This is a genomic window from Variovorax sp. SPNA7 (genome assembly GCF_033807855.1).
In the GTDB taxonomy this organism is placed as follows: domain Bacteria; phylum Pseudomonadota; class Gammaproteobacteria; order Burkholderiales; family Burkholderiaceae_C; genus Variovorax; species Variovorax beijingensis.
The window spans coordinates 632,599-655,588 of record NZ_CP138513.1 but is presented as its reverse complement, the minus strand read 5'-3'; the positions used below and the strand labels follow the sequence as shown (position 1 = coordinate 655,588).

28 protein-coding genes are annotated in these 22,990 nt (G+C 68.9%); 14 read left to right on the top strand and 14 right to left on the bottom strand.

The window, feature by feature from the left end; all coding sequences use genetic code 11:
* Nucleotides 1-28: 28 nt before the first annotated feature.
* The 6 genes from trpD to trpE are packed head-to-tail and all read right to left on the bottom strand — an operon-like array spanning nt 29 to nt 5,290.
* Entirely contained in the window at nt 29-1,054 is a 1,026-nt protein-coding gene (gene trpD, locus RZE77_RS02930; RefSeq protein WP_319429237.1) for an anthranilate phosphoribosyltransferase, read from the bottom strand.
* A gap of 20 nt (nt 1,055-1,074) precedes the next feature.
* A complete protein-coding gene (locus tag RZE77_RS02925) occupies nt 1,075-1,734 on the bottom strand; it encodes a LysE family translocator (protein WP_319440619.1) in 660 nt (219 codons plus the stop codon).
* Nucleotides 1,735-1,752: 18 nt separating this feature from the next.
* The gene (gene ltaE, locus RZE77_RS02920; protein WP_319440618.1) at nt 1,753-2,811 is read right to left on the bottom strand and encodes a low-specificity L-threonine aldolase; all 1,059 of its coding nucleotides are present in this window, start codon (nt 2,809-2,811) and stop codon (nt 1,753-1,755) included.
* Between the two features lie 6 nt (nt 2,812-2,817).
* On the bottom strand, nt 2,818-3,402 hold the full coding sequence (locus RZE77_RS02915; RefSeq protein WP_319440617.1) for an aminodeoxychorismate/anthranilate synthase component II: 585 nt from the start codon (nt 3,400-3,402) through the stop codon (nt 2,818-2,820).
* Nucleotides 3,399-3,791 carry a GxxExxY protein gene (locus tag RZE77_RS02910; protein WP_319440616.1) on the bottom strand — a complete coding sequence of 131 codons (393 nt, stop codon included), beginning with the start codon at nt 3,789-3,791 and terminating at the stop codon, nt 3,399-3,401. Before RZE77_RS02910 ends, RZE77_RS02915 begins: the two co-directional genes overlap by 4 nt.
* On the bottom strand, nt 3,788-5,290 hold the full coding sequence (gene trpE, locus RZE77_RS02905) for an anthranilate synthase component I (protein ID WP_319440615.1): 1,503 nt from the start codon (nt 5,288-5,290) through the stop codon (nt 3,788-3,790). Before trpE ends, RZE77_RS02910 begins: the two co-directional genes overlap by 4 nt.
* 329 nt (nt 5,291-5,619) lie before the next feature.
* Here trpE and RZE77_RS02900 point away from each other — a divergent pair, with 329 nt between their 5' ends.
* Nucleotides 5,620-6,219 (top strand): chalcone isomerase family protein, encoded by a 600-nt coding sequence (locus tag RZE77_RS02900; RefSeq protein ID WP_319440614.1) that lies wholly within the window; start codon nt 5,620-5,622, stop codon nt 6,217-6,219.
* 11 nt (nt 6,220-6,230) lie between these two features.
* Here the strand turns inward: RZE77_RS02900 and gph are convergent, their stop codons facing one another.
* From gph to RZE77_RS02885, 3 genes are all read right to left on the bottom strand, one after another.
* Nucleotides 6,231-6,959 (bottom strand): phosphoglycolate phosphatase, encoded by a 729-nt coding sequence (gene gph, locus RZE77_RS02895; RefSeq protein WP_319440613.1) that lies wholly within the window; start codon nt 6,957-6,959, stop codon nt 6,231-6,233.
* A gap of 71 nt (nt 6,960-7,030) precedes the next feature.
* Nucleotides 7,031-7,516: a ferritin-like domain-containing protein gene (locus RZE77_RS02890; protein ID WP_319440612.1), complete on the bottom strand. Its 486-nt coding sequence runs from the start codon at nt 7,514-7,516 to the stop codon at nt 7,031-7,033.
* Nucleotides 7,517-7,707: 191 nt separating this feature from the next.
* Nucleotides 7,708-7,965: a hypothetical protein gene (locus RZE77_RS02885; RefSeq protein WP_319429219.1), complete on the bottom strand. Its 258-nt coding sequence runs from the start codon at nt 7,963-7,965 to the stop codon at nt 7,708-7,710.
* A gap of 201 nt (nt 7,966-8,166) precedes the next feature.
* On the opposite strand from RZE77_RS02885, the gene RZE77_RS02880 reads away from it, so the two are divergent.
* Together RZE77_RS02880 and RZE77_RS02875 are read left to right on the top strand one after the other, a co-directional pair.
* A complete protein-coding gene (locus RZE77_RS02880; RefSeq protein ID WP_319440611.1) occupies nt 8,167-8,511 on the top strand; it encodes a translation initiation factor IF-2 in 345 nt (114 codons plus the stop codon).
* Nucleotides 8,512-8,532: 21 nt separating this feature from the next.
* Complete coding sequence (locus tag RZE77_RS02875; RefSeq protein WP_012745730.1) at nt 8,533-8,760, top strand: hypothetical protein; 228 nt, start codon at nt 8,533-8,535, stop codon at nt 8,758-8,760.
* Nucleotides 8,761-8,779: 19 nt separating this feature from the next.
* Here RZE77_RS02875 and RZE77_RS02870 read toward each other — a convergent pair whose 3' ends face one another.
* Both RZE77_RS02870 and RZE77_RS02865 read right to left on the bottom strand, forming a co-directional pair.
* Nucleotides 8,780-9,232 carry a hypothetical protein gene (locus tag RZE77_RS02870; RefSeq protein ID WP_319440610.1) on the bottom strand — a complete coding sequence of 151 codons (453 nt, stop codon included), beginning with the start codon at nt 9,230-9,232 and terminating at the stop codon, nt 8,780-8,782.
* A 20-nt stretch (nt 9,233-9,252) separates the two neighbouring features.
* Entirely contained in the window at nt 9,253-9,615 is a 363-nt protein-coding gene (locus RZE77_RS02865) for a hypothetical protein (protein ID WP_319440609.1), read from the bottom strand.
* A gap of 266 nt (nt 9,616-9,881) precedes the next feature.
* Between RZE77_RS02865 and RZE77_RS02860 the strand changes: the two genes are divergently transcribed.
* Nucleotides 9,882-10,331 carry a beta/gamma crystallin domain-containing protein gene (locus tag RZE77_RS02860; protein ID WP_319440608.1) on the top strand — a complete coding sequence of 150 codons (450 nt, stop codon included), beginning with the start codon at nt 9,882-9,884 and terminating at the stop codon, nt 10,329-10,331.
* Nucleotides 10,332-10,352: 21 nt separating this feature from the next.
* Here the strand turns inward: RZE77_RS02860 and RZE77_RS02855 are convergent, their stop codons facing one another.
* Nucleotides 10,353-11,750, bottom strand: a complete 1,398-nt coding sequence (locus tag RZE77_RS02855) for an aminotransferase-like domain-containing protein (protein WP_319440607.1) — start codon at nt 11,748-11,750, stop codon at nt 10,353-10,355.
* A 350-nt stretch (nt 11,751-12,100) separates the two neighbouring features.
* Between RZE77_RS02855 and RZE77_RS02850 the strand changes: the two genes are divergently transcribed.
* The 7 genes from RZE77_RS02850 to RZE77_RS02820 are packed head-to-tail and all read left to right on the top strand — an operon-like array spanning nt 12,101 to nt 17,900.
* A complete protein-coding gene (locus tag RZE77_RS02850) occupies nt 12,101-12,583 on the top strand; it encodes an MSMEG_0572/Sll0783 family nitrogen starvation response protein (protein WP_018904096.1) in 483 nt (160 codons plus the stop codon).
* Nucleotides 12,584-12,598: 15 nt separating this feature from the next.
* Nucleotides 12,599-13,651 (top strand): Nit6803 family nitrilase, encoded by a 1,053-nt coding sequence (locus RZE77_RS02845; RefSeq protein WP_319440606.1) that lies wholly within the window; start codon nt 12,599-12,601, stop codon nt 13,649-13,651.
* Nucleotides 13,614-14,696 carry an MSMEG_0568 family radical SAM protein gene (locus tag RZE77_RS02840; RefSeq protein WP_319442293.1) on the top strand — a complete coding sequence of 361 codons (1,083 nt, stop codon included), beginning with the start codon at nt 13,614-13,616 and terminating at the stop codon, nt 14,694-14,696. Before RZE77_RS02845 ends, RZE77_RS02840 begins: the two co-directional genes overlap by 38 nt.
* 2 nt (nt 14,697-14,698) lie before the next feature.
* Complete coding sequence (locus tag RZE77_RS02835; protein ID WP_319440605.1) at nt 14,699-15,259, top strand: MSMEG_0567/Sll0786 family nitrogen starvation N-acetyltransferase; 561 nt, start codon at nt 14,699-14,701, stop codon at nt 15,257-15,259.
* Nucleotides 15,256-16,254, top strand: coding sequence for a sll0787 family AIR synthase-like protein (locus tag RZE77_RS02830; protein ID WP_319440604.1), 999 nt, complete (start codon nt 15,256-15,258; stop codon nt 16,252-16,254). Before RZE77_RS02835 ends, RZE77_RS02830 begins: the two co-directional genes overlap by 4 nt.
* Nucleotides 16,245-16,529 carry an MSMEG_0570 family nitrogen starvation response protein gene (locus RZE77_RS02825; RefSeq protein WP_319440603.1) on the top strand — a complete coding sequence of 95 codons (285 nt, stop codon included), beginning with the start codon at nt 16,245-16,247 and terminating at the stop codon, nt 16,527-16,529. The genes RZE77_RS02830 and RZE77_RS02825 overlap by 10 nt, the downstream gene beginning before the upstream one ends.
* Nucleotides 16,530-16,568: 39 nt before the next feature.
* The gene (locus tag RZE77_RS02820) at nt 16,569-17,900 is read left to right on the top strand and encodes an MSMEG_0569 family flavin-dependent oxidoreductase (protein ID WP_319440602.1); all 1,332 of its coding nucleotides are present in this window, start codon (nt 16,569-16,571) and stop codon (nt 17,898-17,900) included.
* An 8-nt stretch (nt 17,901-17,908) separates the two neighbouring features.
* Here RZE77_RS02820 and RZE77_RS02815 read toward each other — a convergent pair whose 3' ends face one another.
* Nucleotides 17,909-18,592 carry a response regulator transcription factor gene (locus RZE77_RS02815; RefSeq protein ID WP_319440601.1) on the bottom strand — a complete coding sequence of 228 codons (684 nt, stop codon included), beginning with the start codon at nt 18,590-18,592 and terminating at the stop codon, nt 17,909-17,911.
* Nucleotides 18,593-18,855: 263 nt separating this feature from the next.
* On the opposite strand from RZE77_RS02815, the gene RZE77_RS02810 reads away from it, so the two are divergent.
* Together RZE77_RS02810 and RZE77_RS02805 are read left to right on the top strand one after the other, a co-directional pair.
* Nucleotides 18,856-20,181 carry a DotU family type IV/VI secretion system protein gene (locus tag RZE77_RS02810; RefSeq protein ID WP_319440600.1) on the top strand — a complete coding sequence of 442 codons (1,326 nt, stop codon included), beginning with the start codon at nt 18,856-18,858 and terminating at the stop codon, nt 20,179-20,181.
* Nucleotides 20,182-20,203: 22 nt separating this feature from the next.
* Nucleotides 20,204-21,322, top strand: coding sequence for a type VI secretion system protein (locus RZE77_RS02805; protein WP_319440599.1), 1,119 nt, complete (start codon nt 20,204-20,206; stop codon nt 21,320-21,322).
* Nucleotides 21,323-21,340: 18 nt separating this feature from the next.
* Here RZE77_RS02805 and tssJ read toward each other — a convergent pair whose 3' ends face one another.
* The gene (gene tssJ / locus RZE77_RS02800; protein ID WP_319429189.1) at nt 21,341-21,853 is read right to left on the bottom strand and encodes a type VI secretion system lipoprotein TssJ; all 513 of its coding nucleotides are present in this window, start codon (nt 21,851-21,853) and stop codon (nt 21,341-21,343) included.
* Nucleotides 21,854-21,924: 71 nt separating this feature from the next.
* Here tssJ and tssA point away from each other — a divergent pair, with 71 nt between their 5' ends.
* Nucleotides 21,925-22,956, top strand: a complete 1,032-nt coding sequence (gene tssA, locus RZE77_RS02795) for a type VI secretion system protein TssA (protein ID WP_319440598.1) — start codon at nt 21,925-21,927, stop codon at nt 22,954-22,956.
* The last annotated feature ends 34 nt before the right edge of the window (nt 22,957-22,990 follow it).

The window sequence follows — 22,990 nt, the reverse complement described above, 5'->3', positions numbered from 1 at the left end:
TTTTTGCGTTCCTGGCTGTTTTCCTGCTTCACGCGGCGGCCGTGGAGGCCTTGACCAACTCGGCCAGCTTGGCGCGCGCCGCGCCCGATGCCACGGCCTCGCGGGCGCGCTCGATGCCCGCGGCCATCGAATCGGCCACGTTGGCGGCGTACAAGGCCGCGCCGGCGTTGAGCAGCACGATATCGAGCGCCGGGCCGGCCTGATTGTCGAGCACGCCGAGCAGCATGGCCTTCGACTGCTCGGGCGTTTCCACGCGCAGCGCGCGGTTGCTCGACATCGCAAAGCCGAAATCCTCGGGATGCAGTTCGTATTCGCGGATCTCGCCGTCCTTGAGCTCACCCACCATGGTGGCGGCGCCGAGCGAGATCTCGTCCATGCCGTCGCGGCCATACACCACCATCGCGTGCTCGGTGCCCAGGCGCTGCAATGCGCGCACCTGGATGCCCACGAGGTCGGGGTGGAACACGCCCATCAGGATGTTCGGCGCGCCGGCCGGATTGGTCAGCGGCCCGAGGATGTTGAAGATGGTCTTGATGCCGAGCTCCTTGCGCACCGGCGCCACGTTCTTCATGGCCGGATGGTGGTTGGGCGCGAACATGAAGCCGATGCCCACCTCTTCGATGGAGCGCGCGATCTGCTCGGGCGGCAGGTTGATGTTGACGCCCAGCGACTCCAGCACGTCGGCGCTGCCCGACTTGCTCGACACGCTGCGCCCGCCGTGCTTGCTGACCTTGGCGCCCGCCGCGGCCGCGACGAACATCGAGCAGGTCGAGATGTTGAAGGTGTGCGAGCCGTCGCCGCCGGTGCCGACGATGTCGACCAGGTGCGTGGTGTCCTTCACGGGCACCTTGGTCGACACCTCGCGCATCACCTGCGCGGCCGCGGTGATCTCGCCGATGGTTTCCTTCTTGACGCGCAGGCCGGTGATCAGCGCCGCCATCATCACGGGCGAGCATTCGCCGCTCATGATGAGCCGCACGATGTGCAGCATCTCGTCGTGGAACACCTCGCGGTGCTCGATGGTGCGCTGGAGCGCTTCCTGGGGGGTGATCATGGGGAGTCTCCTCGGTGTTTTCAGGGGCCGACGCGGCCGGCCGGCGCGTCCGTGAATGCAAGCTTGAGGCCGAAGCCGATGAACAGCACGCCGGCCGCGCGGTCGAGCCAGTGCATGCCCTTCTGCACGGCGCTGCGGCGCGCCATCCAGCCGGCAAACGAGGCCCATCCCACGATGACGGGAATGGAATTGAGATTGAACAGCACGCCCAGCAGCACGAAGTACAGGCCCTTGTTGTCAGCGCCCGGCGCGATGAACTGCGGCACGAAGGCCAGGAAGAACAACGCGACCTTGGGGTTCAGCACGTTGGTCCAGAAGCCGCCCATGAAGATGGCCTTGAGCCCACGCTCGCCCGACGCGGCAGCCGCCTGCTGCAGATCGGCCGGCGCCTTGGCGCGCGAGAACACCATGCGCACGCCCAGGTACAGCAGGTAGGCCGCGCCAACGTACTTGAGCACCGCGAAGGCGGCGGCCGAGGTGGCCAGCAGCGTGCCGACGCCGACCGCCGCCGCGAAGATGTGGACGAAGCAGCCGGCAAGAATGCCGAAACCGCCGACGATGCCCGCGCGCACGCCGGAGCGCAGCGAGTTGGCGACGATGTAGAGCACGTCGGGCCCCGGCGTGAGGTTCAGCAGCCAGCCGGCGGCGATGAAAGCGAGCAGATGCGGGAGATCGGGCATCGCACAGCTCCTTGAAGTTCAGGCGTTGAAGAAACCGCGGATGGCTGCCACGGCGCGGTCGACGCCGGCCGCATCGACATCGAGGTGCGTCACGAAGCGCAGCCGATAGAGCCCGGTGGCAAGAATGCCCTGCCCGTTGAGGCTCGCGAGCAGTTCGGCCGAACGCGCCTGCGCCGCGCCCGTGAGGTCGACGAACACGATGTTCGTGTGCGGCGCCTCGACCTTCAGGCCCTCGATGCCTTCGAGCCCCTCGGCCAGGCGCCGGGCGAGTGCATGGTCGTCGGCGAGCCGGTCGATGTGATGGTCGAGCGCATGCGAAGCCGCTGCGGCAAGCACGCCGGCCTGCCGCATGCCGCCGCCCGCCATCTTGCGGATGCGGTGCGCCCGCGCGATGAACTCGCGCGAACCGACCAGTGCCGAGCCGATGGGCGCGCCCAGGCCCTTGCTGAAGCAGACCGACACGCTGTCGAAGCACTGGGCGATGCGGCGCGCTTCGGTGCGGACGTCGCCGTTCTTGTTCAGCGCGGCCTGCGCGGTGGCGGCGTTGAAGAGCCGCGCGCCATCGAGGTGCCGCTGCAGCCCCCTGCTTTTCGCCAAGTCCGTTGCCGCCTGCACGTATTCGAACGGCAGCAGCTTGCCGCCCAGCGTGTTCTCCAGCGCCAGCAGCCGCGTGCGCGCGAAGTGCGCGTCGTCGGGCTTGATGGCGGCTTCGATCTGCGCGAGCGGCAGCGTGCCGTCGGGTGCGTGGTCGAGCGGCTGCGGCTGCACGCTGCCGAACACCGCGGCACCGCCGCCTTCCCAGCGGTAGCTGTGCGCCTGCTGGCCGACGATGTACTCGTCGCCGCGCCCGCAGTGCGAAAGAATCGCGCACAGGTTGCTCTGCGTGCCGGTCGGCACCAGCAGCGCCGCCTCGAAGCCGAGCAGCGCGGCAACATTTTCCTGCAGCGCGTTGACGCTCGGATCGGTGCCGAAGACGTCGTCTCCGAGCGGCGCCGCCATCATGGCCTCACGCATCGCCGGGGTGGGCTGCGTGACGGTGTCGCTGCGCAGGTCGACGAGGGAGGAGCGGTCTGTCATGGCGGGTCAGTCCAGGAAGTTCTTGAGCATCGCGTGGCCGTGCTCGGTGAGGATCGATTCGGGGTGGAACTGCACACCCTCGATGCGCACGTCATGCGCAAAGCCGGTGTGCCGCACGCCCATGATCTCGCCGTCGTCGGTCCAGGCGGTGATGGCCAGGACCTTCGGGCAGCTCTCGCGCTCGATCGAGAGCGAGTGGTAGCGGTTGACGATGAATTTCTCGGGCAGCCCCGCGAACACGCCTTCCTGCGTGGTCGTGATCTCGCTGGTCTTGCCGTGCATGAGCTGCTGCGCGCGAATGATCTTGCCGCCGAAGGCCGCGCCGATGGCCTGGTGGCCCAGGCACACGCCGAGGATCGGCAGCTTGCCCGCGAACTCCTTGATGGCCGCCACCGAAACGCCCGCTTCCGCCGGCGAGCAGGGCCCAGGCGACACCACGAGCCGCGTGACGCCCGAGGCGATCAGCTCGCCGATCTGCGCCACGCTGATCTCGTCGTTGCGGTGCACCTGGACATCCGCACCCAGCTCGCCCAGGTACTGGACGATGTTGTAGGTGAAGGAATCGTAGTTGTCGATCATCAGCAGTTTCATGGCTTGCTCACAATCCGGTGCACGCCCTTGACGACGGGGAACACGTTGAAGTTGATCAGAAGGCCCAGCTTGAGGCCCGAGAGACGCAGCGCGGCGAGCACCTGCGCGCGGTGCAGGTCGGTCAGCACGTCGACCGCCTTGAGCTCGACGATGACCGACTGCTCGACCACGAAGCCCGCGCGGTACACCTCGCCGAGCGAGCGGCCCTTGTAGCTGGCCGACAGCGCCACGTCGCGCGTGAAGCCGATCTCGCGCTCGGCGAGTTCGATGGCCAGCGCGGCGGCGTAGGCGTCCTCGCCCAGGCCCGTGCCGAGCACGCGCTGCACCTCGACGGCGGCGCCGATGATCTCGTGCGAGAAATCGTTCTGGATGTCCGGTGGGTTGCTCATTCCAGGCCTTCCTCGACCAGTTCAGCGGCACGCAGGAGTGCGCGCGCCTTGGCCTCTGTTTCTTTCCACTCCAGCTCGGGCACCGAGTCGGCGACCACGCCGGCCGCGGCCTGCACGTGCAGCATCTGGTCCTTCACGATGCCGGTGCGGATGGCAATCGCCACGTCCATGTCGCCGGCATAGCTGATGTAGCCGCAGGCACCGCCGTAGAGGCCGCGCTTGGTGGGCTCGAGCTGGTCGATGAGTTCCATCGCATGCACCTTGGGCGCGCCGGTGAGCGTGCCGGCCGGGAACGTGGCCTTGAGCACGTCGATGGCGGTCATGCCGTCCTTCAGCGTGCCTTCGACGTTGCTCACGATGTGCATCACGTGGCTGTAGCGCTCCACCGCGAAGGCCTCGGTCACCTTGACGGTGCCGGTCTTGGCGATGCGCCCGATGTCGTTGCGCGCCAAGTCGATCAGCATCACGTGCTCGGCGCGCTCCTTCGGGTCGTTGATGAGTTCTTCCTCGGCCGCCTTGTCGAGTTCGAGCGAGGCGCCGCGCGGGCGGGTGCCGGCCAGCGGTCGGATGGTGATCTTCTGCTCGCCGTCGCCCGTGTTTTCCTGCCGCACCAGGATCTCGGGCGAAGCCCCCACCACGTGGAAATCGCCCAGGTGGTAGTAGTACATGTAGGGCGAGGGGTTGAGCGAACGCAGCGCGCGGTACAGCGACAGCGGCGACTCGGTGTAGCGCTTGCTGATGCGCTGGCCCACCTGCACCTGCATGAAGTCGCCGGCGGCGATCATGTCCTTGGCGCGTTCCACGGCCGCCAGGTAGTCGGTCTTGGCAAAGCTGCGCTCGGGCGGATGCGGCTGGGTGGGCTTCACGACGGGTGCGCTCACCGAGTACTTGAGCTTTTCCTTCAGCTCGCGCAGGCGGCGCTTGCCCGCCGCGTAGGCCTCGGGCTGCTTCGGGTCGGCGTAGACGATCAGGTAGAGCTTGCCCGAGAGGTTGTCGATGACCGCCAGCTCCTCGCACTGCAGCAGCAGGATGTCGGGGCAGCCGAGCACATCGGGCGGGCAGCTTTTTTCGAGCTTGCGTTCGATGTGGCGCACGGTGTCGTAGCCGAAGTAGCCCGCAAGGCCGCCGCAGAAACGCGGCAGGCCAGGCCGCAGCGCCACCTTGAAGCGCTTCTGGTACTCGGCGATGAAATCGAGCGGATTGCCCGCGGCGGTTTCGACCACCTGGCCGTCGGTCACCACTTCGGTCTTCGCATCGGCGCCGAAGCCGCTCGCGCGCAGCAACGTGCGCGCCGGCAGGCCGATGAAGCTGTAGCGCCCGAAGCGCTCGCCGCCCACCACCGATTCGAGCAAAAAGCTGTGCTTGCCGCCGCCTTGCGAATGGGCGAGCTTCAGATAGAGGGAAAGAGGCGTTTCGAGGTCCGCAAAGGCCTCGGCCATCAGCGGAATGCGGTTGTAGCCCTGGGCGCTGAGGCTCTTGAATTCAAGTTCGGTGATCACGGATTCGTTCTCCAGTTGCCTGCCGGCGCTTCTTGGCCGGTGGCAAGGTCATTCACTGGTGGCCCGGAGTCGAGAAAGAACCGATCCGGTACCGCGGGCGCACGGCGTGCGCCGTGCAATCAAACAGTCAGCGATGTATGGCGACGCCAGGGCCAGGCTCCCCGGCTGCCTTCACCTGTTTGAATGATGTGATGAACGAACATGGAGCGTGGAGTTTAGCCCACGAAAACGCCGCCGGGTGCAACCGCCGCCTTCAGGGTTCGCCCGAGGGGCCGGCAGTAAAACGAAAAGATACATTCGAACGATCGTTCGCAAATCAAGGAAGCCACGTGCCCGTTGCCCTTTCGCTCCCGACCCTGTTCTCCCGCCCGGCCGTGCTGGCCTGCGCCTGGTTTGCGCTCGGCGCCTCGGCCGCGCAGGTCGACGTGGCCGGCGTCAAGCTGAACGACACCCTCGACCTGCGCGGCAGCACCCTGCAGCTCAACGGCGCGGGGGTGCGCTACAAGGCCGTCTTCAAGGTGTACGCGGCGGGGCTGTACATGGGCAAGAAGGTCTCCACGCCCGAGGAGGCGCTGGCCGCGCCCGGGCCCAAGCGCGTGGCCATCACCATGCTGCGCGACATCGATGCCGACGAGCTGGGCAGGTTCTTCACCAAGGGCGTGGAAGAGAACTCGCCCAAGAGCGAAATGGTCAACCTCATTCCGGGGCTGCTGCGCATGGGCCGGATGTTCTCCGACCAGAAGCAGCTCAAGGCCGGCGACACCTTCACCATCGACTGGCTGCCCGGCACGGGCACGCTGGTGACGGTGCGCGGCGTGCCGCAGCCCGATCCGGTGAAGGAGCCGGCGTTCTTCAACGCGCTGCTGCGCATCTGGCTCGGGCCGGCGCCGGCCGACTGGAAGCTCAAGGACGCGCTGCTCGGCAAGTAGCCGCAGCGACGTCAGGAAGCGCTTCGGTCGATCTCGGCGAGCGAGTCCAGAAAGCCATCGGCATCGACGCCGCGTATCGGCTCGCCGTGGTTGTAGCCGTAGGTGACCAGCACCACCGGACAGCCGGCAGCGCGCGCGGCCTTGGCGTCGTTGCTGGAGTCGCCGATCATCAGCGTGCGCGCGGGGGCAGTGCCCAGCGCCTCGCAGGTCTTCACGAGCGGCAGCGGATCGGGCTTTTTGCGCGCGAAGGCATCGCCGCCGAACGCGAAGTCGAAGAAGCCGTCGAGCCCCTTCGCAGCCAGCAGCGGCTTGGCAAACGAGGTCGGCTTGTTGGTGAGGCAGGCGAGGCGCAGGCCACGCGAGCGCAGCGCCTTCAACCCCTCGGTCACGCCCGGGTACACCGCCGAGTGCTGTCCGTTGATGACCAGGTAATGGTGCTGATAGCGCTCCCAGGCCCGGTCGAAAAGCGCCTGCGCGCGCGCGTGCAGCGCCTCTGCGTCCGCCCCCTCGGGCGCCGCACCGCCCGACGACATCACGTGCGCGAGCGCCGAAAGAATCAGGTGCTCCGATCCCTTGCCCACCATCTTCTCGATGGCAGCCGGCGCCACCGGCGGCAGCGAAAGGTCGCCCAGCATGTGGTTGAGCGACACCGCGAAATCGCCGAGGGTGTCGACCATGGTGCCGTCGAGATCGACGATGGCGGCATCGAAGCGGGTGAGGTCGTAGTGAATGGGGTTCAAGGACAAGGCCGCCGGAGTTGCAGGACGATGTCCATTTTGCCCCGTGCGGCCCTGCCGGGCGGCGCAGCCTCTTACTTGCTCTTGCTGCGCATCTCGTCGCGCAGCCGCTTGATCTGGTCGTGGTTGCGCTTGGCGCCTTCGGACTGCTGCTGGATCACGGCGCGCACGTCGGCCGGCAGGTCCTCCTTCAGCGCCTTGCGGTAGCGCGCCACCGCGGCGTCTTCACCGCGCTCGCATTCCTCGAGCATGGAAAGCGCGCTGTTCGCGCCGACGGTGCCCTTCACGTGCACCCAGCCGCGGTGCATGGCACCGGTCGCCGTGCCGCCCTTGTCGGGCGAGCCGCCGAAACGCTGGATGAGCTGGACCAGTTCTCCCGCGGCCTTGGCGCATTCGGCCGAGCGGCTCTGGAAGACCTGCTTGAGCTGCGGCGAATCGACTTCCTCTGCACAGGCGCGGAAGCCGTATTCGCCGTCGCGCGAGTTCTCCAGAAGATCGTTCAGCACCTCGACCACGTCCTCGGTGGTGGCGGTGTCGGCGGTGTTCGTGTAGTTGGCCATGTCATGACTCCTTCGTAGGCCTCGTCGGAATGAGGCGGGTTGAGAAATGCCAGCGCCAGGCTGCTGCACTGCGTGCGCTGGTTCCATGAAGAAATGGTGTTCGGGCAGATGAGGACCGGTGTCGGTTTCGCCTGACGTCCGCTGTAAGCGTTTTTCGGGGTGCGGCGCCCGCCCCCGATGCATTCACCGGCTCATTCCTCGCGGAATGCCTTTTCGGCGCGGCCGGGCTGGCTGCCTGGCGAACTGCCGTGGTTGCCGCTTTCGCCGACCGCGGCATCGCCGGGGGTCGGCGGCTTTCTTTGCTCCGTGATGGCCGGGCCGTTGTTGGGCCCCACGGGCTCGCCGTTTTCCGCCGGCGTCCTGGCCTCGCGCTTCATGCTGCGTTCGGCGGGCACGGGCTGGCCGTAGGCCGGCGCATTCGCTGGTTCGGTGGATCGTCTTCGGGTCACGCTGGATTCCTTTGCTAGAAAGAAAATTCCACCGTGCGCCGCAGTGCTGGACGCGTGCGTAGGAAAGCGGCGCGTCTTCGGCGCAAGCAAGTCGCGCGCAGGCCCGCCACCGGCGCGGGAATGCTGTCCCTGCCTACAAGCACGCGGCGAGGCTGCGCGAGAAAGGAGGCTTGCAGCTTCCTTTTTTTCGAGGATTCCTCCATGCACAGCAAACCATTGCGCTTCTTCCAGTGCGGCCTCGCGGCAGCCGCCCTGGCCGCCATGGCCGCGGCAGCCCAGCCCACCGGCACGCCCAAGGGCACGCGCGCTCCGCCGATGAGCGATTCGGAAAAACCGCCTGCCTCGCGCCCCGCGGACCAGCCCGGCGGCGCGATCGACCAGCGCCAGCTCGGCGCCGACAAGGGACCGGCCAGCGCGCGCACGCAGACCTCGCGCCCGCCCTCGGCCGGCTCGCCCGGCGGCCTCGCCCCCACGCGCGATGCCGATCCTTCCAAGGAGCAGCGCAGCGACGGCAGCCACCGCCATGCGCGCCCCGCGCCGCAATAGCAAGCAAGGCAGATCAAGACCATGACTTCCACCACGCAGATCGACGCCCGCATCGCAGGCGATGTGGCCTTTCGCGCCGGCGACGGCCCGCAGCTGAAGATTCCGAAGGGGAACTGCCAGATCATGATGGCCGACGACAGCGTCGTGCTCACCTGGACCGACCAGGGCCAGTCGCTGACCGCGGCCATTCCCAAGCTCGAATTCGACCGCTACATCCAGGACGGCGCGATCGTGCTGGGCCGGGGCTGAGGGCCCGCCCGCCGCGCGCTCACTCCTCGCGCAGGCTGCTGGCGCGCGCGTCGAGCGCCTGCGCGTACGAAGCGGCTTCCTCGGGCGTCATGGAGCCCTCGAGCTCGGCCAGTTCGAGCCGTTCGAAGTCGTAGGCGATCCACTCGAACAGGTGGGACTTGGGCATGTCGTCGAAGCTTTCGCTGTCGCTCCACGACTGCAGGCGCACGGGCGCGCTTTCCAGCAGCAGGCGCAGGTACAGCGCGCGCGCAATCTTGATTTCCGTGATCTGCTGTGGATCGTCGATCAGCAGGCGCAGCTGCGCGAGCACCTGCTCGCACTGCTGCACCCGGCGGTGCGACTCGCCGATGGCTGCTTCGCACGACGCGGGGCTGTCCGTCCTCGCCTGCCAGGCCTGGTGGAATTCGCGCGTGATCCGTGCGTAGGCAAGCTGCTGGAGCCCGTGGAGCGCGCAGTCAAGTTGGCCGTGCATGGCGTTGCACCGAACTCGCCTCAAGCGGGCTTGTTGCCGGCGTCCTCCGTTTCGTCGTCGTTCTCGTCGATTTCTTCTTCCGTACCGGCAAGCTCGTCGGCCGAGCCCGTGTCCTCGGTGCGGTCCGGCAGGATGTCCGCATCGGGCGTAGACGGCGGGGCGTCCGCCGATGCGCGTTCGCCGGTGCCCTCGGCATCGGTGCTGCTTTCATGCGCAATGGGAATGGCGCCTTCCGCGGCGTCTTCGGGAATGGCGCTGCGTTCGCGCGAGGTGCGCACGTCGCTTCCGCTGTCACTCGTGTCGCTGGGGCCCAGGCTGTCGACGTCCGTTCCCTTCGGTTCCTCCGGCGGGCGTTCGCCTCCCAGGATGCTGCTCGTGGCCATGGCGTCCTTCGATGTTGAACAAGAAAAGAATTGGATGGGTGCGAATCGCCAGACTGGACATCCGCAGCATCGGCCGGCGTAGGAAAGGGGCGCATCCGGGCCGCAGCCATTCGCGGAGATTTCGCGCCCGGCGTTGCGCGCGGCAAACGCCGCCGTCGCGGTGCGGGGACGGGAGCTTGGGCTTTGCTCCTACGCGGTGGGAAACCGTGGCCGCTAGCCTGATCGGCTCGTTTCCCAACCACAACACAAGCAACCATTCCCATCCAATGAAGAATTTCCGCTATCTCATGATTGCCGGCGCCATGGCGCTCGGCGCCTGCTCCCACATGCCCGGCCCCACGCGCTCGGCCAGCCCGACCGCCTCGGCGGACAACCGGCCCGATCCCACGATCCTGCTCGTGCCCGTGCGCATCGAGGACCCCGCGCTGGCCTCGGGCTGCTGGGCCCAGTTCTATACCGGCCGCAACTTCCAGGGCGACATGCTGACGCTGGTGGGGCCGGCCGAGGTCCAGAGCATGGACCGCGGCACCGCACGCCAGCTCAAGCGCGACATCGACAGCGTCAGCGTGGGCCCGCGCGCCACGCTGAAGGTGTACGAGCATGCGATGTTCAGGGACCGCACGGTCGACTTCCCGGCGAACAGCCGCGAGGGCGGGCTGATGCGCAAGCTCGGCTTCGGTGGCCGCATCGAGGCGATGAAGCTCGACTGCGCCTGAACACCGCCACGGCCGCTGCGCTCAGCCGCCGCGCAGCGTGGCGTGCGGATGCAGCGGATGCGCGAGCGTGTCGGCAATGAGCCGCAGCGCTTGATCGCATTGCTCGCGCGACATCGGGCCGCCCAGGCAGATGCGCACCGCCTCGGGCGGATCGCCATCGGTGGAAAAGGCCGCGCTCGCCACCACGCCGACGTTCTGCGTGCGCAGGTAGGAGGCAAACTCCACCGGGCTCCAGCCCGGCGAGAGCGGCAGCCAGGCATGGAAGCCCTCGGGATGCGCCTGCAGCCCGCTGCCGCCGAGATGCCGCGCGGCCAGCGCCTGCCGCGCCATCGATTCGCCGCGCACGGCCTGCAGCATGGCCTCGGCGGTGCCGTCCTCGACCCACAGCGTGGTCAACGCGTTGGTGATGGGCGAGGCCATCACGGTGGTCGCGCGCATCGCGCCGGCCAGGCGCTGCGACTGGACCACGGTGGGCGAACAGACATAGGCGCTGCGCAGGCCCGCGCCAAAGCATTTGGAAAACCCGCTCACGTAGTAGGTGAGCCCCGGCGCCAGCGTGGCGAGCGCGGCCGGCGTCTGGCGCGGCAGCATGCCGTAGGCGTCGTCCTCGATGATCGGCACCGCATAGCGCAGCGCCACGTCGGCCAGCGCCTCGCGCCGTGCGCGCGACACGGTGCCCGCGGTCGGATTCAGCAGCGTGGGGTTGCAATAGAGCGCCTTGGGCTTGAGCGTCCTGCAGGCGTGCTCGAAGGCATCGGCAATGGGGCCGTCGTCGTCGAGCTGCAGCGCATGCAGCTGCACGCCCAGCTGCGCCGCGATGGCCTTCACGCCCGGGTAGGTGAGCGACTCCACGCAGATCAGCTCGCCCGGCCGCGCGAGCTGCGAGAACAGCGCCGTGAGCACGCCGTGGATACCCGGGCACACGAGGATGCGGTCGATGCCTGCATCGGGCACGAAGGGCCGCAGCCAGTGCATCGCGGCCTCGCGGTCATGCGTGGTGCCGCCGAAGTCCTGGTAGCGCAGCAGGTCGTGCAGGTTGGCCTCTGCGAACGTGCGGCTCGCGCTGTCGTGCAGCCGCGCCATCAGGTGCGGGTCGTCGGGTTCGGGCGGCATGTTCATGGTCATCTCGGCGCCGCTGCCGCCGCGCAGCCGCAGGCTCGGGCTGCCCGAGCGGATGAAGGTGCCGGTGCCGGCACGCGAATCGATCAGGCCGCGCTTGCGCGCCTCGGCATAGCCGCGCGCCACGGTCGTGTAGTTGAGCTCCAGCTCGGCCGCGAGCTCGCGCAAGGTGGGCAGCCGGTCGCGCACGGCGAGGCGGCCGGTCTTGATGTCGTCGGCAATCAATTCGGCCAGCAGCAGGTAGGCCGGCTTGGTGGTGTTGCGCAGCTGCTTGCGCCAGTGGGCGGTGATCGTGGTCATCGGCGGAGTTGATTGCATCCATTGATTGCATCGGGCCACCGATCAGGCACGCAGGAATCGCGCCCGCGCCAGAGGGGCTGGGCGCCTCGATCAGGTGCGATCAACTCCATTGATCGGGTGCATTGATCGCATGGCAGATGCGTCGTTCCGGTGCAGGCACGGCCGCGCCGGCCGCCTCTGCAGGGGTCTTTTCGTGCGGCCGAAAAAAGTTTTCGAGCGTGCAGCCCGCACCCGGGCGAATTGATCGCGCATTGATCGCATGCGCCGCGCCAGGCGCTGGCACATCGCCTGCGAAGAGAAAGGCGCGCAAGACCTGCGTTCATCCCCTTTTTCTTCAACCGGAGTACCCCATGCCCAAAGTCACCCGCCCCCGCAACGAGAAAGGCGAGTTCCTCGTCGACTACGAAGAGAAGGTGTTCGAAGACGTCAAGGCCGAGCCCGGCGAGAAGGCGCTCGTCACCTTCCACACCGTGGCCTTCGAGGGCTCGATCGGCTTCGTGAACCTGCTGCAGGCCACGCGGCTCAGGCGCAAGGGCTACGAGACATCGGTCCTGCTGTACGGGCCCGGCGTGACGCTGGGCGTGCAGCGCGGCTTTCCGACGCTGGGCGACGAGGCCTTTCCGGGCCACCAGAACTTCAACAAGCAGATCAGCAAGTTCATGGAGGAAGGCGGCAAGGTGTATGCGTGCCGCTTCGCGCTGCAGGCGCTGTACGGCCACGGCGAAGGTGCGCTGATCGAGGGCATCACGCCGATCAACCCGCTCGACGTGCTGGACCTCGTGCTGCTGCACAAGAAGGCCGGCGCCGTGATCCTCGACACCTGGACCCTGTAAGGCAGGACCCGAGCGATGGCTTCCCCACCCCGCATCGTGCGTGCCGCGGCGATCCAGATCGCGCCCGACTTCGACCGGCCCGACGGCACGCTCGAGCGGGTGTGCGGCGCCATCGACGAGGCCGCGGCCAAGGGCGTGCAGTTGGCAGTATTCCCCGAGACCTTCGTGCCCTACTACCCCTACTTCAGCTTCGTGCTGCCGCCAGTGCTGCAGGGCGCGCCGCACCTGCGGCTGGCGGAGCGCGCGGTGGTGGTGCCGGGTCCGGTCACGCAGGCCGTGGCCGAGCGTGCGCGGCAGCACGGCATGGTCGTGGTGCTCGGCGTGAACGAGCGCGACCACGGCAGCCTCTACAACACGCAGCTGGTGTTCGATGCCGACGGCACGCTGGTGCTCAAGCGCCGCAAGATCACGCCGACGTACCACGAGCGCATGGTGTGGGGCCAGGGCGACGGCGCCGGCCTCAAGGTGGTCGACACGGCCGCCGGCCGCGTCGGCGCACTGGCCTGCTGGGAGCACTACAACCCGCTCGCGCGCTACGCCCTGATGGCGCAGCACGAGGAGATCCACTGCGCGCAGTTCCCCGGCTCGCTGGTGGGCCCGATCTTCGCGGAGCAGATGGAAGTGACCATCCGCCACCACGCGCTCGAGTCGGGCTGCTTCGTGGTCAACGCCACCGGCTGGCTCAGCGACGAGCAGATCCGCAGCGTGACGCCCGACGCCAACCTGCAGAAGGCGCTGCGCGGCGGCTGCCACACCGCCATCGTCTCGCCCGAGGGCAAGCACCTTGCGCCGCCGCTCACCGAGGGCGAAGGCATGGTGGTGGCCGACCTCGACATGGCGCTGATCGCCAAGCGCAAGCGAATGATGGATTCGGTCGGCCACTACGCGCGGCCCGAGCTGCTGTCGCTCGCCATCAACGACCGGCCGGCGCAGACCACCGTGCCCATGCATCCCACGCAACCCCTCGCTCAACGGAGCCCCGACCATGACCAGCACCACCACGACGACCCCGCCGGACAGCCGGCAGCTGATGACCGAGCTCCAGTCCTTCGGGTTGCGGCTGGTTGATCCTTCGGCCGGCGTGGCAAGCCGCCGCGGCGGCGCGGGCCCGTCGGACCACAAGGCCGTGACGGTGGACGGCCACACGATCATGGTGCCGGTCCACACCTCGAGCGCCTGGCATTCGCCGTTCACGGCCGAGGCGCCCGATGCGCGGGGCATGAGCCGCGTGATGCGCGGCAGCATTCCCATTGCGAGCATCAGCTTTCCGAAGCAGCCGCGCTTCTATGCGATGCAGACCTTCGACGGCGTGCCGTACTCGCACATTGCCACGCTGCACGGCAGCGACGTGCTCGCCACCACGGTGCTGCAGAGCTGCATCCGCTACGAGAGCCGCAGGAAGAGCTGCAAGTTCTGCGCGATCGGCCAGTCGCTCGCGGCCGGCCGCACCATCGCGCGCAAGACGCCCGAACAGCTCGCCGAAGTGGCGCGCGCGGCCGTGCTGCTCGACGGCGTGAAGCACATGGTGATGACCACCGGCACGCCCAACGCCACCGACCGCGGCGCGGCCATCCTGTGCGAGAGCGCGTTCGCGATCAAGGCCGCGGTCGACATCCCGATCCAGGGCCAGTGCGAGCCACCCGACGACGACCAGTGGTTCCACCGCATGAAGGCCGCGGGCATCGACACGCTGGGCATGCACCTGGAGGTGGTCACGCCCGAGGTGCGCGAGCGCATCATGCCGGGCAAGGCCAGCGTGCCCGTCTCGCGCTACATGAGCGCCTTCGAGGCGGCGGTGGGCGTGTTCGGGCGCGGCCAGGTCAGCACCTACATCCTGGCCGGGCTGGGCGACACGCGCGACGCCATCCTCGACACCTGCGACCAGCTGCTCGCGCGCGGCGTGTACCCCTTCGTCGTGCCCTTCGTGCCGATCAGCGGCACGCCGCTCGAAGACCATCCCGCACCGTCGCCGGAATTCATGAAGTCGCTGCTCGCGCCCCTCGGCGAGCGCGTGGTGGCCGCGGGCCTGCGCTCGGCCGACATCAAGGCGGGCTGCGGCAAGTGCGGCGCCTGCTCCTCGCTGTCGGTCTACGAAAAAGAAAGCGGAAGCTGAGCATGCTGTGCATCGACGACCTCAGCGAACTCGACCCGCACTATGCGCCGGTCGAATACCTGGTGCGCGAAGCCGCGCAGCAGTGGGAGCGCGACGAAGCCATGGCGCTGCGCCGTGCGGTGTTCTGCATCGAGCAGGGCATCTTCGCGCGCGACGACCGCGACGCCATCGACGACCATGCGCGGCTCCTGGTCGCCATGTCGTGCAACGGCGGCATGCCCGAGCAGGTGGTGGGCACGGTGCGCATCCACCGCGGCGAGGCACCGGGCGAATGGTGGGGCTCGCGCCTCGCGGTGCATCCCGCTTTCCGCAGCCAGGGCCACCTGGGCGCGACGCTGATACGTCTCGCGGTGTCGCGCGCCAACGCGCTGGGCTGCGATGCGTTCTTCGCGCAGGTGCAGATGCAGAACGTGCCGCTGTTCCAGAAGCTGGGCTGGCAACTGCTCGAGGAGAGCGCCATCCACGGCCGCCCGCACGCGCGCATGCAGGCGGGGCTCGCTTTCTACCCGCCCTGCCACGACCCGGTGAGCGGCTTCGTCACGCGCGCGAAGGGGCTGTCATGACGGATGTCCACGCCATCGCCGAAGCGCTGCGCGCCACGCGCGGCTTCGCCCACAAGCGCGACATCAGCGACGTGGTATCGGCGCTCGGGCGGTCGCTGCCCGGCGGCCATGCCGCGCTCGCGCAGGCCGTGCCCATCGGCGACGACTGCGCGGCCATCCCCGACGGCCATGGCGGCTACCTGCTGTTCGCGATCGAAGGCATGGTGGAAGACTTCATCGTGCGCATGCCGTGGTTCGCGGGCTACTGCGGCGTGATGGTCAACGTGAGCGACATCTATGCGATGGGCGGCCGCCCGACGGCGGTGGTCGATGCGCTGTGGAGCACCGGCATGGACCCCGCCGACGAGGTGCTGCGCGGCATGGCCGAGGCATCGGTGCGCTACGGCGTGCCGGTGGTGGGCGGCCACAGCAACAACCGCAGCGAACGGCCGCAGCTCGCGGTCGCGATCCTCGGCCATGCACGCAAGCTGCTCACGAGCTTCGACGCCAAGCCCGGCGACCTGCTGGTGATGGCGGCCGACCTGCGCGGCGCCTACGAGGAGCCCTTTCCCTACTGGAACGCATCGACCACGGCGCCGGCCGCGCGGCTGCGCGCCGACCTCGAACTGCTGCCCTCCATCGCGGAAGACGGCCTGTGCCGCGCCGCGAAGGACATCAGCATGGCCGGCGCGGTGGGCACCGCGATGATGCTGCTCGAATGCTCGGGCGTCGGTGCGCGCATCGACCTCGATGCACTGCCCAGGCCCGGCGGCGTGCCGCTGCTGCGCTGGCTTTCTTCATTTCCGAGCTACGGCTTCGTGCTCAGCGTGCCGCCTTCGCAGGTCGCGCCGGTGCTCGGCCGCTTCGCCGCGCGCGACATCGCCTGCGCGGTGGTCGGCGAGGTCGATGCAACGCGGCAGGTGCGGCTGCAAGCAGGCGGCAACGAGGCCCTGTTGTGGGACTTCGGTAGCGATGCCTTCATCCAGCCACCACGGGAGGCGCTCGCATGCCCGTGATGCACTTCCAGGTGCGCTGGCCCGACGCCAGCGAAACGCGCTGCTACTCGCCCTCTTCCGTGGTGCAGGATTTCTTCGCGCCCGGCGAACGCTATGCGCTCGAAGACTTCCTGCGGCGCTCGCGCGAGGCCTTGGGCATCGCCTCCGAACGCGTGCGCGCCAAGTATGGCTTCGCATGCTCGCAGGCCATGGACCAGCTCGCCGAGATCGAGCGCATCGCCACCCGCTTCACCGGCACCGCCGATGCCGAAGTCACCGTCGTCGCCTTCGATTGACGCCCCTGCATCCAGAGAGAAAGAAAGAAAGAAGACCCCATGTCCTATCCATTTGGCGGACGCAGCCACTACAGCGTCATCGTCGTCGGCGGCGGCCAGGCCGGCTTGTCGCTGAGCCACTGCCTGCAGCAGCGCGGCATCGACCACCTGGTGATCGAGAAGCGCAGCCTGGTGCACAGCTGGCGCACGCAGCGCTGGGATTCGTTCTGCCTGGTCACGCCCAACTGGCAGTGCCAGCTGCCGGGCTGGGCCTACGCCGGCGACGATCCGCACGGCTTCATGGTGAAGGACCAGATCAACGAATGGCTCGCGGGCTTCGTCGCGCATGTGAAGGCGCCGGCCATCGAGGGCGTGACCGTCGAGCGCGTGGCGCGCGTGCCCGGCACGGGCGAGCGCGACCGCTTCATGGTGCAGACCGACGGCGGCCTCTACACCGCCGACCAGGTGGTGGTGGCCTCCGGCGGCTACCACCGCCCGATCGTGCCGCGCCTGGCCGAGAAGCTGCCGCCCCACGTGGTGCAGTACCACTCGGCGCAGTACCGCAACCCGGCGCAGTTGCCCGAGGGCGCGGTGCTGGTGGTGGGCTGCGGCCAGTCGGGTTCGCAGATCGCCGAGGACCTGCACCTGGCCGGTGGCAAGGTGTACCTTGCCACCGGCGATGCGCCGCGCTGCGCGCGCTTCTACCGCGGCCGCGAAGTGGTCGACTGGCTGGCCGACATGAAGTACTACGACATGCCCGTGACCGAGCATCCGCTGCGCGAGGGCGTGCGCGACAACACCAACCACTACGTGACCGGCCGCGACGGCGGGCGCGACATCGACCTGCGGCGCTTCGCGCTCGAAGGCATGGAGCTGTATGGCCTGCTGACCGGCCTGGGCGGCGACGGCACGCTGGAGTTCCAGCCCAACCTGCGCGAGCACCTGGACAGCGCCGACGCCACCTACAACCGCATCAACGCCTCGATCGACAAGTTCATTGCCTCCCGGGGCATCGAGGCGCCGCCGCCCTCGGTCTACACGCCGGTGTGGGAGCCGCCCGAGGAGCGCACGCGCCTGAACCTCGCCGAGGCGGGCATTGCAAGCGTGCTCTGGTGCATCGGCTTCTCGCCCGACTTCGATTGGGTGGATGCGCCGGTGTTCAACGGCCGCGGCGCGCCGGTGCACCAGCGCGGCGTGACGGGCGTGCCGGGGCTCTACTTCCTGGGGCTGCCCTGGCTGCACACCTGGGGGTCGGGCCGCTTCTCGGGCGTGGCGCGCGACGCGGAGTTTCTTGCCGAGGCGATCGAGGAGAGAAAGAACGCGGCAGCGGCAGGCCGGGCCGATGCGCAGGAGGAGGAACCGGCCGGCGCCCAGCTGCGCGCCGCAGCCTGAGCTCAGGCTCAGGCCTGCTGCGCCTCGGTCAGCGCCTGCGCGGCCACCACCGCCTCGGTGCGGTTGCGCACGTTGAGCGCGCGGAAGATGGCCGCCAGGTGGATCTTGACCGTGCCTTCGCTGATGCCGAGGCTGCGGCCGATGAGCTTGTTGGGCTTGCCCTGCGAGAGCAGCTGCAGCACCTCGACCTGGCGCTCGGTGAGCACGCTGCGCAAGTGCTCGAGGGTCTGGGACGAAGCGCCTGCGGAGCGCGCATCGCCGTTCTGCGTAGGCGCCACGCCGGCCACGATGCCGGGCGGCAGCGCCGTGAGCATCATGGGCGGCACGTACACGCCGCCGGCCAACACCAGCCGCACGGCCGACAGCATGACCTCGGGCGAGTAGGCCTTGGGAATGAATCCGAGCACGCCACGCTCCAGCGCGCTGCGCATGATGGCCGGATCTTCGTAGCCCGAGAGCACGATGACCGGCACGGCCGGATGGCGGCGGCGGATTTCGTCGATGTGCGCCTGGCCATCGGCGCCGGGCATGTTGAGGTCGATCAGGGCCAGGTCGAGCTCGTCGGTGGCGCCGGCAAGCAATTCGTCGACGCTCATCGCCAGGACGAACTCGATGCCGGGCTCGAGCTCCGACAACTTGGCCTTGACCGCCTCGATGACGAGCCGGTGGTCGTCGGCGATCAGAATTTTCATGGCATGTCCTAGTGTCCCCGGGTGTCCCAGCGTGCGTGCATTGAACTCAGCGGATGCCGAAGATACCGGCGATTGCCCCGCGCAGCAAGCCGGTTTGCCCGACGAACGGCATAGTCCCCAAGCGATATGGCGCCCGCCGCCCGGCGTTCGGAAGATGGAATCCTTACTCGAAGGAACCGGGGACATGGGGATGTGCCATCGCAGCAGACGCCGGTGCAAGGCATCCTCCGCAATGCAGGCGCGGTGAGCGGGCGCGGTCATCCATGGTCCGGCTGCTCGACTGTTTTTCCGCATTCGTCTCCTTCGGCCTCGCCCTCGACGCATCGATTGCCGCCGGCCGCGCCGCGCCGCCCTCGCACGATGCCGCGCAGCAACAGGCGCGCCGGCTGCTCGATGCGGCGCGCGCCAGCGCATCGGGCCAGCCCGCCGCGCAGGTCGAATCGGCGGTCTTTGCCATGGTGGCCTGGATCGACGAGATCCTGGCGCGCCACCCTGCAGCGGCCGCGGGCGCGGCGCCGCTGCAGGTGCAGCTGTTCAATTCGAACAATGCGCACAGCGAGTTCTTCCACCACCTGTCGGCGCTGGGCGCCGAGGACGACGAGCTGCGCGAGGTCTACTGGCATGCGCTGGTGCACGGCTTCAAGGGCCAGTACTACTTCGAGAGCGACGACCGCGGCGAGCTCGGCAAGCTGAAGGAACTGCACGGCCGCCAGCTGCGGCTCAGGCCCCTGGCGCTCGGCAGCCTGGTGCAGGACCGCATCACGCCGCAGCCCTATGGCGTTGCGGATCCGCCGGGTCCGCACGACCTGCAGCGCCGCGACCGCACCCTGCTGCGCGCGGTCGGCGCGCTCGCGCTGCTGCTGCCGCTGCTCTATCTGCTGTGGTGGCAGTGGCTGGCGGGGCCGTACGCGGGCGAGCCGGGACCGGCGCAGCGCATCGAGCAGCATCTCCAAAGCTATGCATGCGCCGATCTCTCGGCTTCCGCCGGCACGGGCGGCAGGCTGCATGTGAGCGGCTTCGTCTCGCTGCCGGCCGACGTCGAGCGGGTGGAGCGCGAGGTGGCCGGCCTGCTGCCCGACGGCGGCTCGCCCACCTTCGATGTCAGGCTGCGCGTGTGGCCCCACTGCGAGGTGTTCGCCATCCTGAAGCCCTACCAGCTGCGCAACCGCGAGAAGGCCCACGGACTGGGCGTGACGGCCGCGACGGCCCGCAACGGCCGGCTGCGCGAAGGAGACGATGTGCGCATGCAGGTGGCCGCGCCCCGGCACGACAGCTACCTGTGGGTGGACTACTACACAGCCGATGGCTCGGTCATGCACCTGAACACCGGCCAGCCGATGCGGCTGCGCGCCGGCGAGAAGCTGGAGCTGGGCCGCGACATCCCCGCGAGCTGGCTGGTGGCCCCGCCCTTCGGTACCGTGCTGGTCACGGTGCTCTCGTCCCCCACGCCGTTCGGCGGCGCCGCCGACCGGCCGCCCTACGAACTCGCTTCGGCCTACCTGCTGCGGCTGCGCGAGGCGCTCGCGGCCCACAAGGGCAACGAGCGGCTGCTGGCCGATTTCGAGTTCTTCGAAACCACCGCGCGTTGAAAACCGCAGCACGCTCCCCGCCATGCCCGCCGCGCTGTCGTCCGCCCATTTCTTCTGGCTCCTGCTCGCGCTGTGCCTGGCCGGTTTTGCACTGCTGTACGCCGCGGTCCGCGACGCCGGCCGCGGTGCGCGCCGCCGCGCGCTGCGCCGGCGCATTGCCGCGCTCGGCCCGCCGGCGGCCGAAACCGACGAAGCCGCGATCGAAGCCATGAGGGACGCCATGTCGCACGCACGCCAGCTCCTGCGCCAGCCACCGCGGCAGCAAGCCGCGCCGGTGCCCTGGTTTCTCTTTCTCGGCGATGCGGCGGCCAACCTGCCGGGGCTGCTGGCGGCGGCCCATGCCGAGCACCTGGCACCTTCAGGCAGCGAGCCCTTCGGCGAACCCTACTGGCGCTGGTGGCTCACCGGCTCGATGACGGCCATCGAGCTTCACCCGAGCGCCGTCAGCGACGTGGCCGCGGCGCCGCACACGCGCGCGCTGTGGCTGCAGGCGCTCCTTGCACTGGCCGAGCGGCGCGACCGCGTGCCGATCAACGGCGTGGTGGTCTGCGTGGCAGCGAGCGAACTGCTGCACCCGGCCGATGCAGGCATGAAGCCGCTGGCCAGCAGGATGCGCCGGCTGCTCGACGAGGCCGCGGAGACCCTGCGCCTGCGGCTGCCGGTCTACCTGGTCGTGACCGGCCTGGAGCAGCTGGCCGGCTACGCCACGCTGCGCGGCGCGCTGCCGCCCGAGGTGCTGGCGCAGGCCATCGGCCATCGCCTGGCCGGAGCTGCCGCCCATGGCGAGACGGCGGCCGAACGGCTCGATGCCCTGTTCGACCCCATGGCGCGGCAGCTGCATGCGTTGCGGATGGCGCTGCTGCGCGAACAGCCGGGCGCATCGGGCCGGCTCGCGATCCATGAGTTCATCGAGGCGCTGCGTGCGCTGCAGCCCGCATTGCACCAGCTGGCCGAGACCCTGTTCGAAGGCCAAGGCCGCGGCGCGCGCGGCCCGCGATGGCGCGGCCTCTATCTCACGGCCGCCGCATCGGGCGCGGCCGGCGGCGCATTCGTGACCGACCTGTTCGAGCACTTCCTGCCCGCCGACCAGCCGCTCGCGCGGCCCGGCCGTCCGCCGAACGCCAGCGCGGCAAAGGCATGAATGGACCGCAGGCGGGGCTTATTTGCTGTCGATGCGGATCTGCCGGGCGCCGAAGGTCACGGTGAGCGTCTGCGGCTTGCCGGGTTCCACGGCGCGCACTTCGCGCCAGCGCGCACGGTCGAGGTCGCGGAACGCGGCCATCACGCCGATGGCCTTGGCATCGGCCGGCAGGGTGAGGTCGAGCTTCCTGCTTTCGCCCGGGCGCAGCAGCATCTCTTCGCGCTGCACCAGCTCGGCGCCGAGCGTGGCTTGGTCCTTTTCGAACAGCGAGAAGAAGTCGGCCCCTTCGAAGGGGCCGGGCGACTTCAGCGCATAGATGCGCACCGTGAGCGGCGATGCGCGGCCGCGCGCATCGGGGTTGGCATCGGCACCGGCCGTGAGCGTGATCGACACCGGCGTGACCACGGGCTTGCTTGCGCAGCCTGCGATCAGGGCACCGGTCAATGCAAGGCCGCAGGCCAGTGCAAGGCGCCGCGAGACCGCAGCAAAAGAGCGTCCATAGGACGAATGGTGTGTACCCAGCGTGCGCATGCTATTCCCTTCGTTGCATTGACCGGTTCGGACGCATCTTTGATTATCACCAGCCAACTCGAACAGGCAACATGCTGACCAACGAACTTGTCGAAGCCCTGCTCACGCCCATCGGCGAGGCATCGCCGTGCGGCGACGATCTGGAGTACGACGCGGCCTTCACCGCGCTCACCACCGCAGCGCAGGGCAAGCCCGAGCAGCAGTTCGGCGACACCGTCATTGCCGCGGTGGAGCCGGAGTGGCGCGAGGTGGCCGAGCAGTCCGACGCGATCCTGCGCCGCAGCAAGGACGTGCGCGCCGCGGTTCTGCTCCTGCGCGCTTCCACGCGGCTGCAGGGCGTGGCCGGCTTCGTGGCCGGGCTCCAGCTGTTGATCGGCCTGCTCGACAAGTTCTGGGACGGCATACATCCAAAGCTCGATGCCGAGGACGACAACGATCCGACGATGCGCCTGAACGCGCTCGCACCGCTGACCGACGAGGCCATGGGCCTGCGCGACCTGTACGACGCGCAGGTGGGCGTGGCGCCCGGCGTGGGCGCCATCCGCGTGCGCGACATCGCGGTGGCCAACAACGCATTGAATGCGGTGGGCGGCGAAGCGACCTACTCGCCGGCACAGATCCAGGGCGGCCTCGAAGCGCTGCATGCCGAGCGGCCCGAGCTGATCCAGGCCGCCATCGGCGTGCCCGGCCTGGTCGAGAAGCTGCAGGCCCTGCTGGTGGAGCGCACCGGCCGCTCCGACGCGATCGACCTCTCCCCGCTGCGCACCATCGGCCGCATGCTGCAGAAGGCCTGCAACGCCGCCATCGGTGCACCCGAAGAAGCCGGCGCGGCCGAAGACACGCAAGGCGATTCCCCGCAGGCCGGCGGCGCACCGCGGCCCGCTGCCGCGCGCGGCGAGATCCAGAGCCGGCAGGACGCGCTGCAGATGCTGGACCGCGTGATCCGCTTTCTCGAACAGACCGAGCCCGGCAACCCCGCGCCGCTCCTGATCGAGCGCGCCAAGAAGCTCATCGGCGTGAGCTTTCTCGAAATCATGGCCAACCTCGCACCCGGCGCGCTGGACACGATCGAGACCGTGACCGGCAAGCGCCCGTCCGAGTAGCCGCCTTTTTCCATCCCCTTTTTTTTCCTGTTGA

Excerpts from the sequence above, each read along its gene's own strand:
- trpD (WP_319429237.1), bottom strand. The coding sequence starts at position 1,054 with ATGATCACCCCCCAGGAAGCGCTCCAGCGCACCATCGAGCACCGCGAG.
- RZE77_RS02925 (WP_319440619.1), bottom strand. The coding sequence starts at position 1,734 with ATGCCCGATCTCCCGCATCTGCTCGCTTTCATCGCCGCCGGCTGGCTG.
- ltaE (WP_319440618.1), bottom strand. The coding sequence starts at position 2,811 with ATGACAGACCGCTCCTCCCTCGTCGACCTGCGCAGCGACACCGTCACG.
- RZE77_RS02915 (WP_319440617.1), bottom strand. The coding sequence starts at position 3,402 with ATGAAACTGCTGATGATCGACAACTACGATTCCTTCACCTACAACATC.
- RZE77_RS02910 (WP_319440616.1), bottom strand. The coding sequence starts at position 3,791 with ATGAGCAACCCACCGGACATCCAGAACGATTTCTCGCACGAGATCATC.
- RZE77_RS02890 (WP_319440612.1), bottom strand. The coding sequence starts at position 7,516 with ATGGCCAACTACACGAACACCGCCGACACCGCCACCACCGAGGACGTG.
- RZE77_RS02880 (WP_319440611.1), top strand. The coding sequence starts at position 8,167 with ATGCACAGCAAACCATTGCGCTTCTTCCAGTGCGGCCTCGCGGCAGCC.
- RZE77_RS02875 (WP_012745730.1), top strand. The coding sequence starts at position 8,533 with ATGACTTCCACCACGCAGATCGACGCCCGCATCGCAGGCGATGTGGCC.
- RZE77_RS02870 (WP_319440610.1), bottom strand. The coding sequence starts at position 9,232 with ATGCACGGCCAACTTGACTGCGCGCTCCACGGGCTCCAGCAGCTTGCC.
- RZE77_RS02865 (WP_319440609.1), bottom strand. The coding sequence starts at position 9,615 with ATGGCCACGAGCAGCATCCTGGGAGGCGAACGCCCGCCGGAGGAACCG.
- RZE77_RS02860 (WP_319440608.1), top strand. The coding sequence starts at position 9,882 with ATGAAGAATTTCCGCTATCTCATGATTGCCGGCGCCATGGCGCTCGGC.
- RZE77_RS02855 (WP_319440607.1), bottom strand. The coding sequence starts at position 11,750 with ATGACCACGATCACCGCCCACTGGCGCAAGCAGCTGCGCAACACCACC.
- RZE77_RS02850 (WP_018904096.1), top strand. The coding sequence starts at position 12,101 with ATGCCCAAAGTCACCCGCCCCCGCAACGAGAAAGGCGAGTTCCTCGTC.
- RZE77_RS02845 (WP_319440606.1), top strand. The coding sequence starts at position 12,599 with ATGGCTTCCCCACCCCGCATCGTGCGTGCCGCGGCGATCCAGATCGCG.
- RZE77_RS02840 (WP_319442293.1), top strand. The coding sequence starts at position 13,614 with ATGACCGAGCTCCAGTCCTTCGGGTTGCGGCTGGTTGATCCTTCGGCC.
- RZE77_RS02835 (WP_319440605.1), top strand. The coding sequence starts at position 14,699 with ATGCTGTGCATCGACGACCTCAGCGAACTCGACCCGCACTATGCGCCG.
- RZE77_RS02830 (WP_319440604.1), top strand. The coding sequence starts at position 15,256 with ATGACGGATGTCCACGCCATCGCCGAAGCGCTGCGCGCCACGCGCGGC.
- RZE77_RS02825 (WP_319440603.1), top strand. The coding sequence starts at position 16,245 with ATGCCCGTGATGCACTTCCAGGTGCGCTGGCCCGACGCCAGCGAAACG.
- RZE77_RS02820 (WP_319440602.1), top strand. The coding sequence starts at position 16,569 with ATGTCCTATCCATTTGGCGGACGCAGCCACTACAGCGTCATCGTCGTC.
- RZE77_RS02815 (WP_319440601.1), bottom strand. The coding sequence starts at position 18,592 with ATGAAAATTCTGATCGCCGACGACCACCGGCTCGTCATCGAGGCGGTC.
- RZE77_RS02810 (WP_319440600.1), top strand. The coding sequence starts at position 18,856 with ATGGTCCGGCTGCTCGACTGTTTTTCCGCATTCGTCTCCTTCGGCCTC.
- RZE77_RS02805 (WP_319440599.1), top strand. The coding sequence starts at position 20,204 with ATGCCCGCCGCGCTGTCGTCCGCCCATTTCTTCTGGCTCCTGCTCGCG.
- tssJ (WP_319429189.1), bottom strand. The coding sequence starts at position 21,853 with ATGCGCACGCTGGGTACACACCATTCGTCCTATGGACGCTCTTTTGCT.
- tssA (WP_319440598.1), top strand. The coding sequence starts at position 21,925 with ATGCTGACCAACGAACTTGTCGAAGCCCTGCTCACGCCCATCGGCGAG.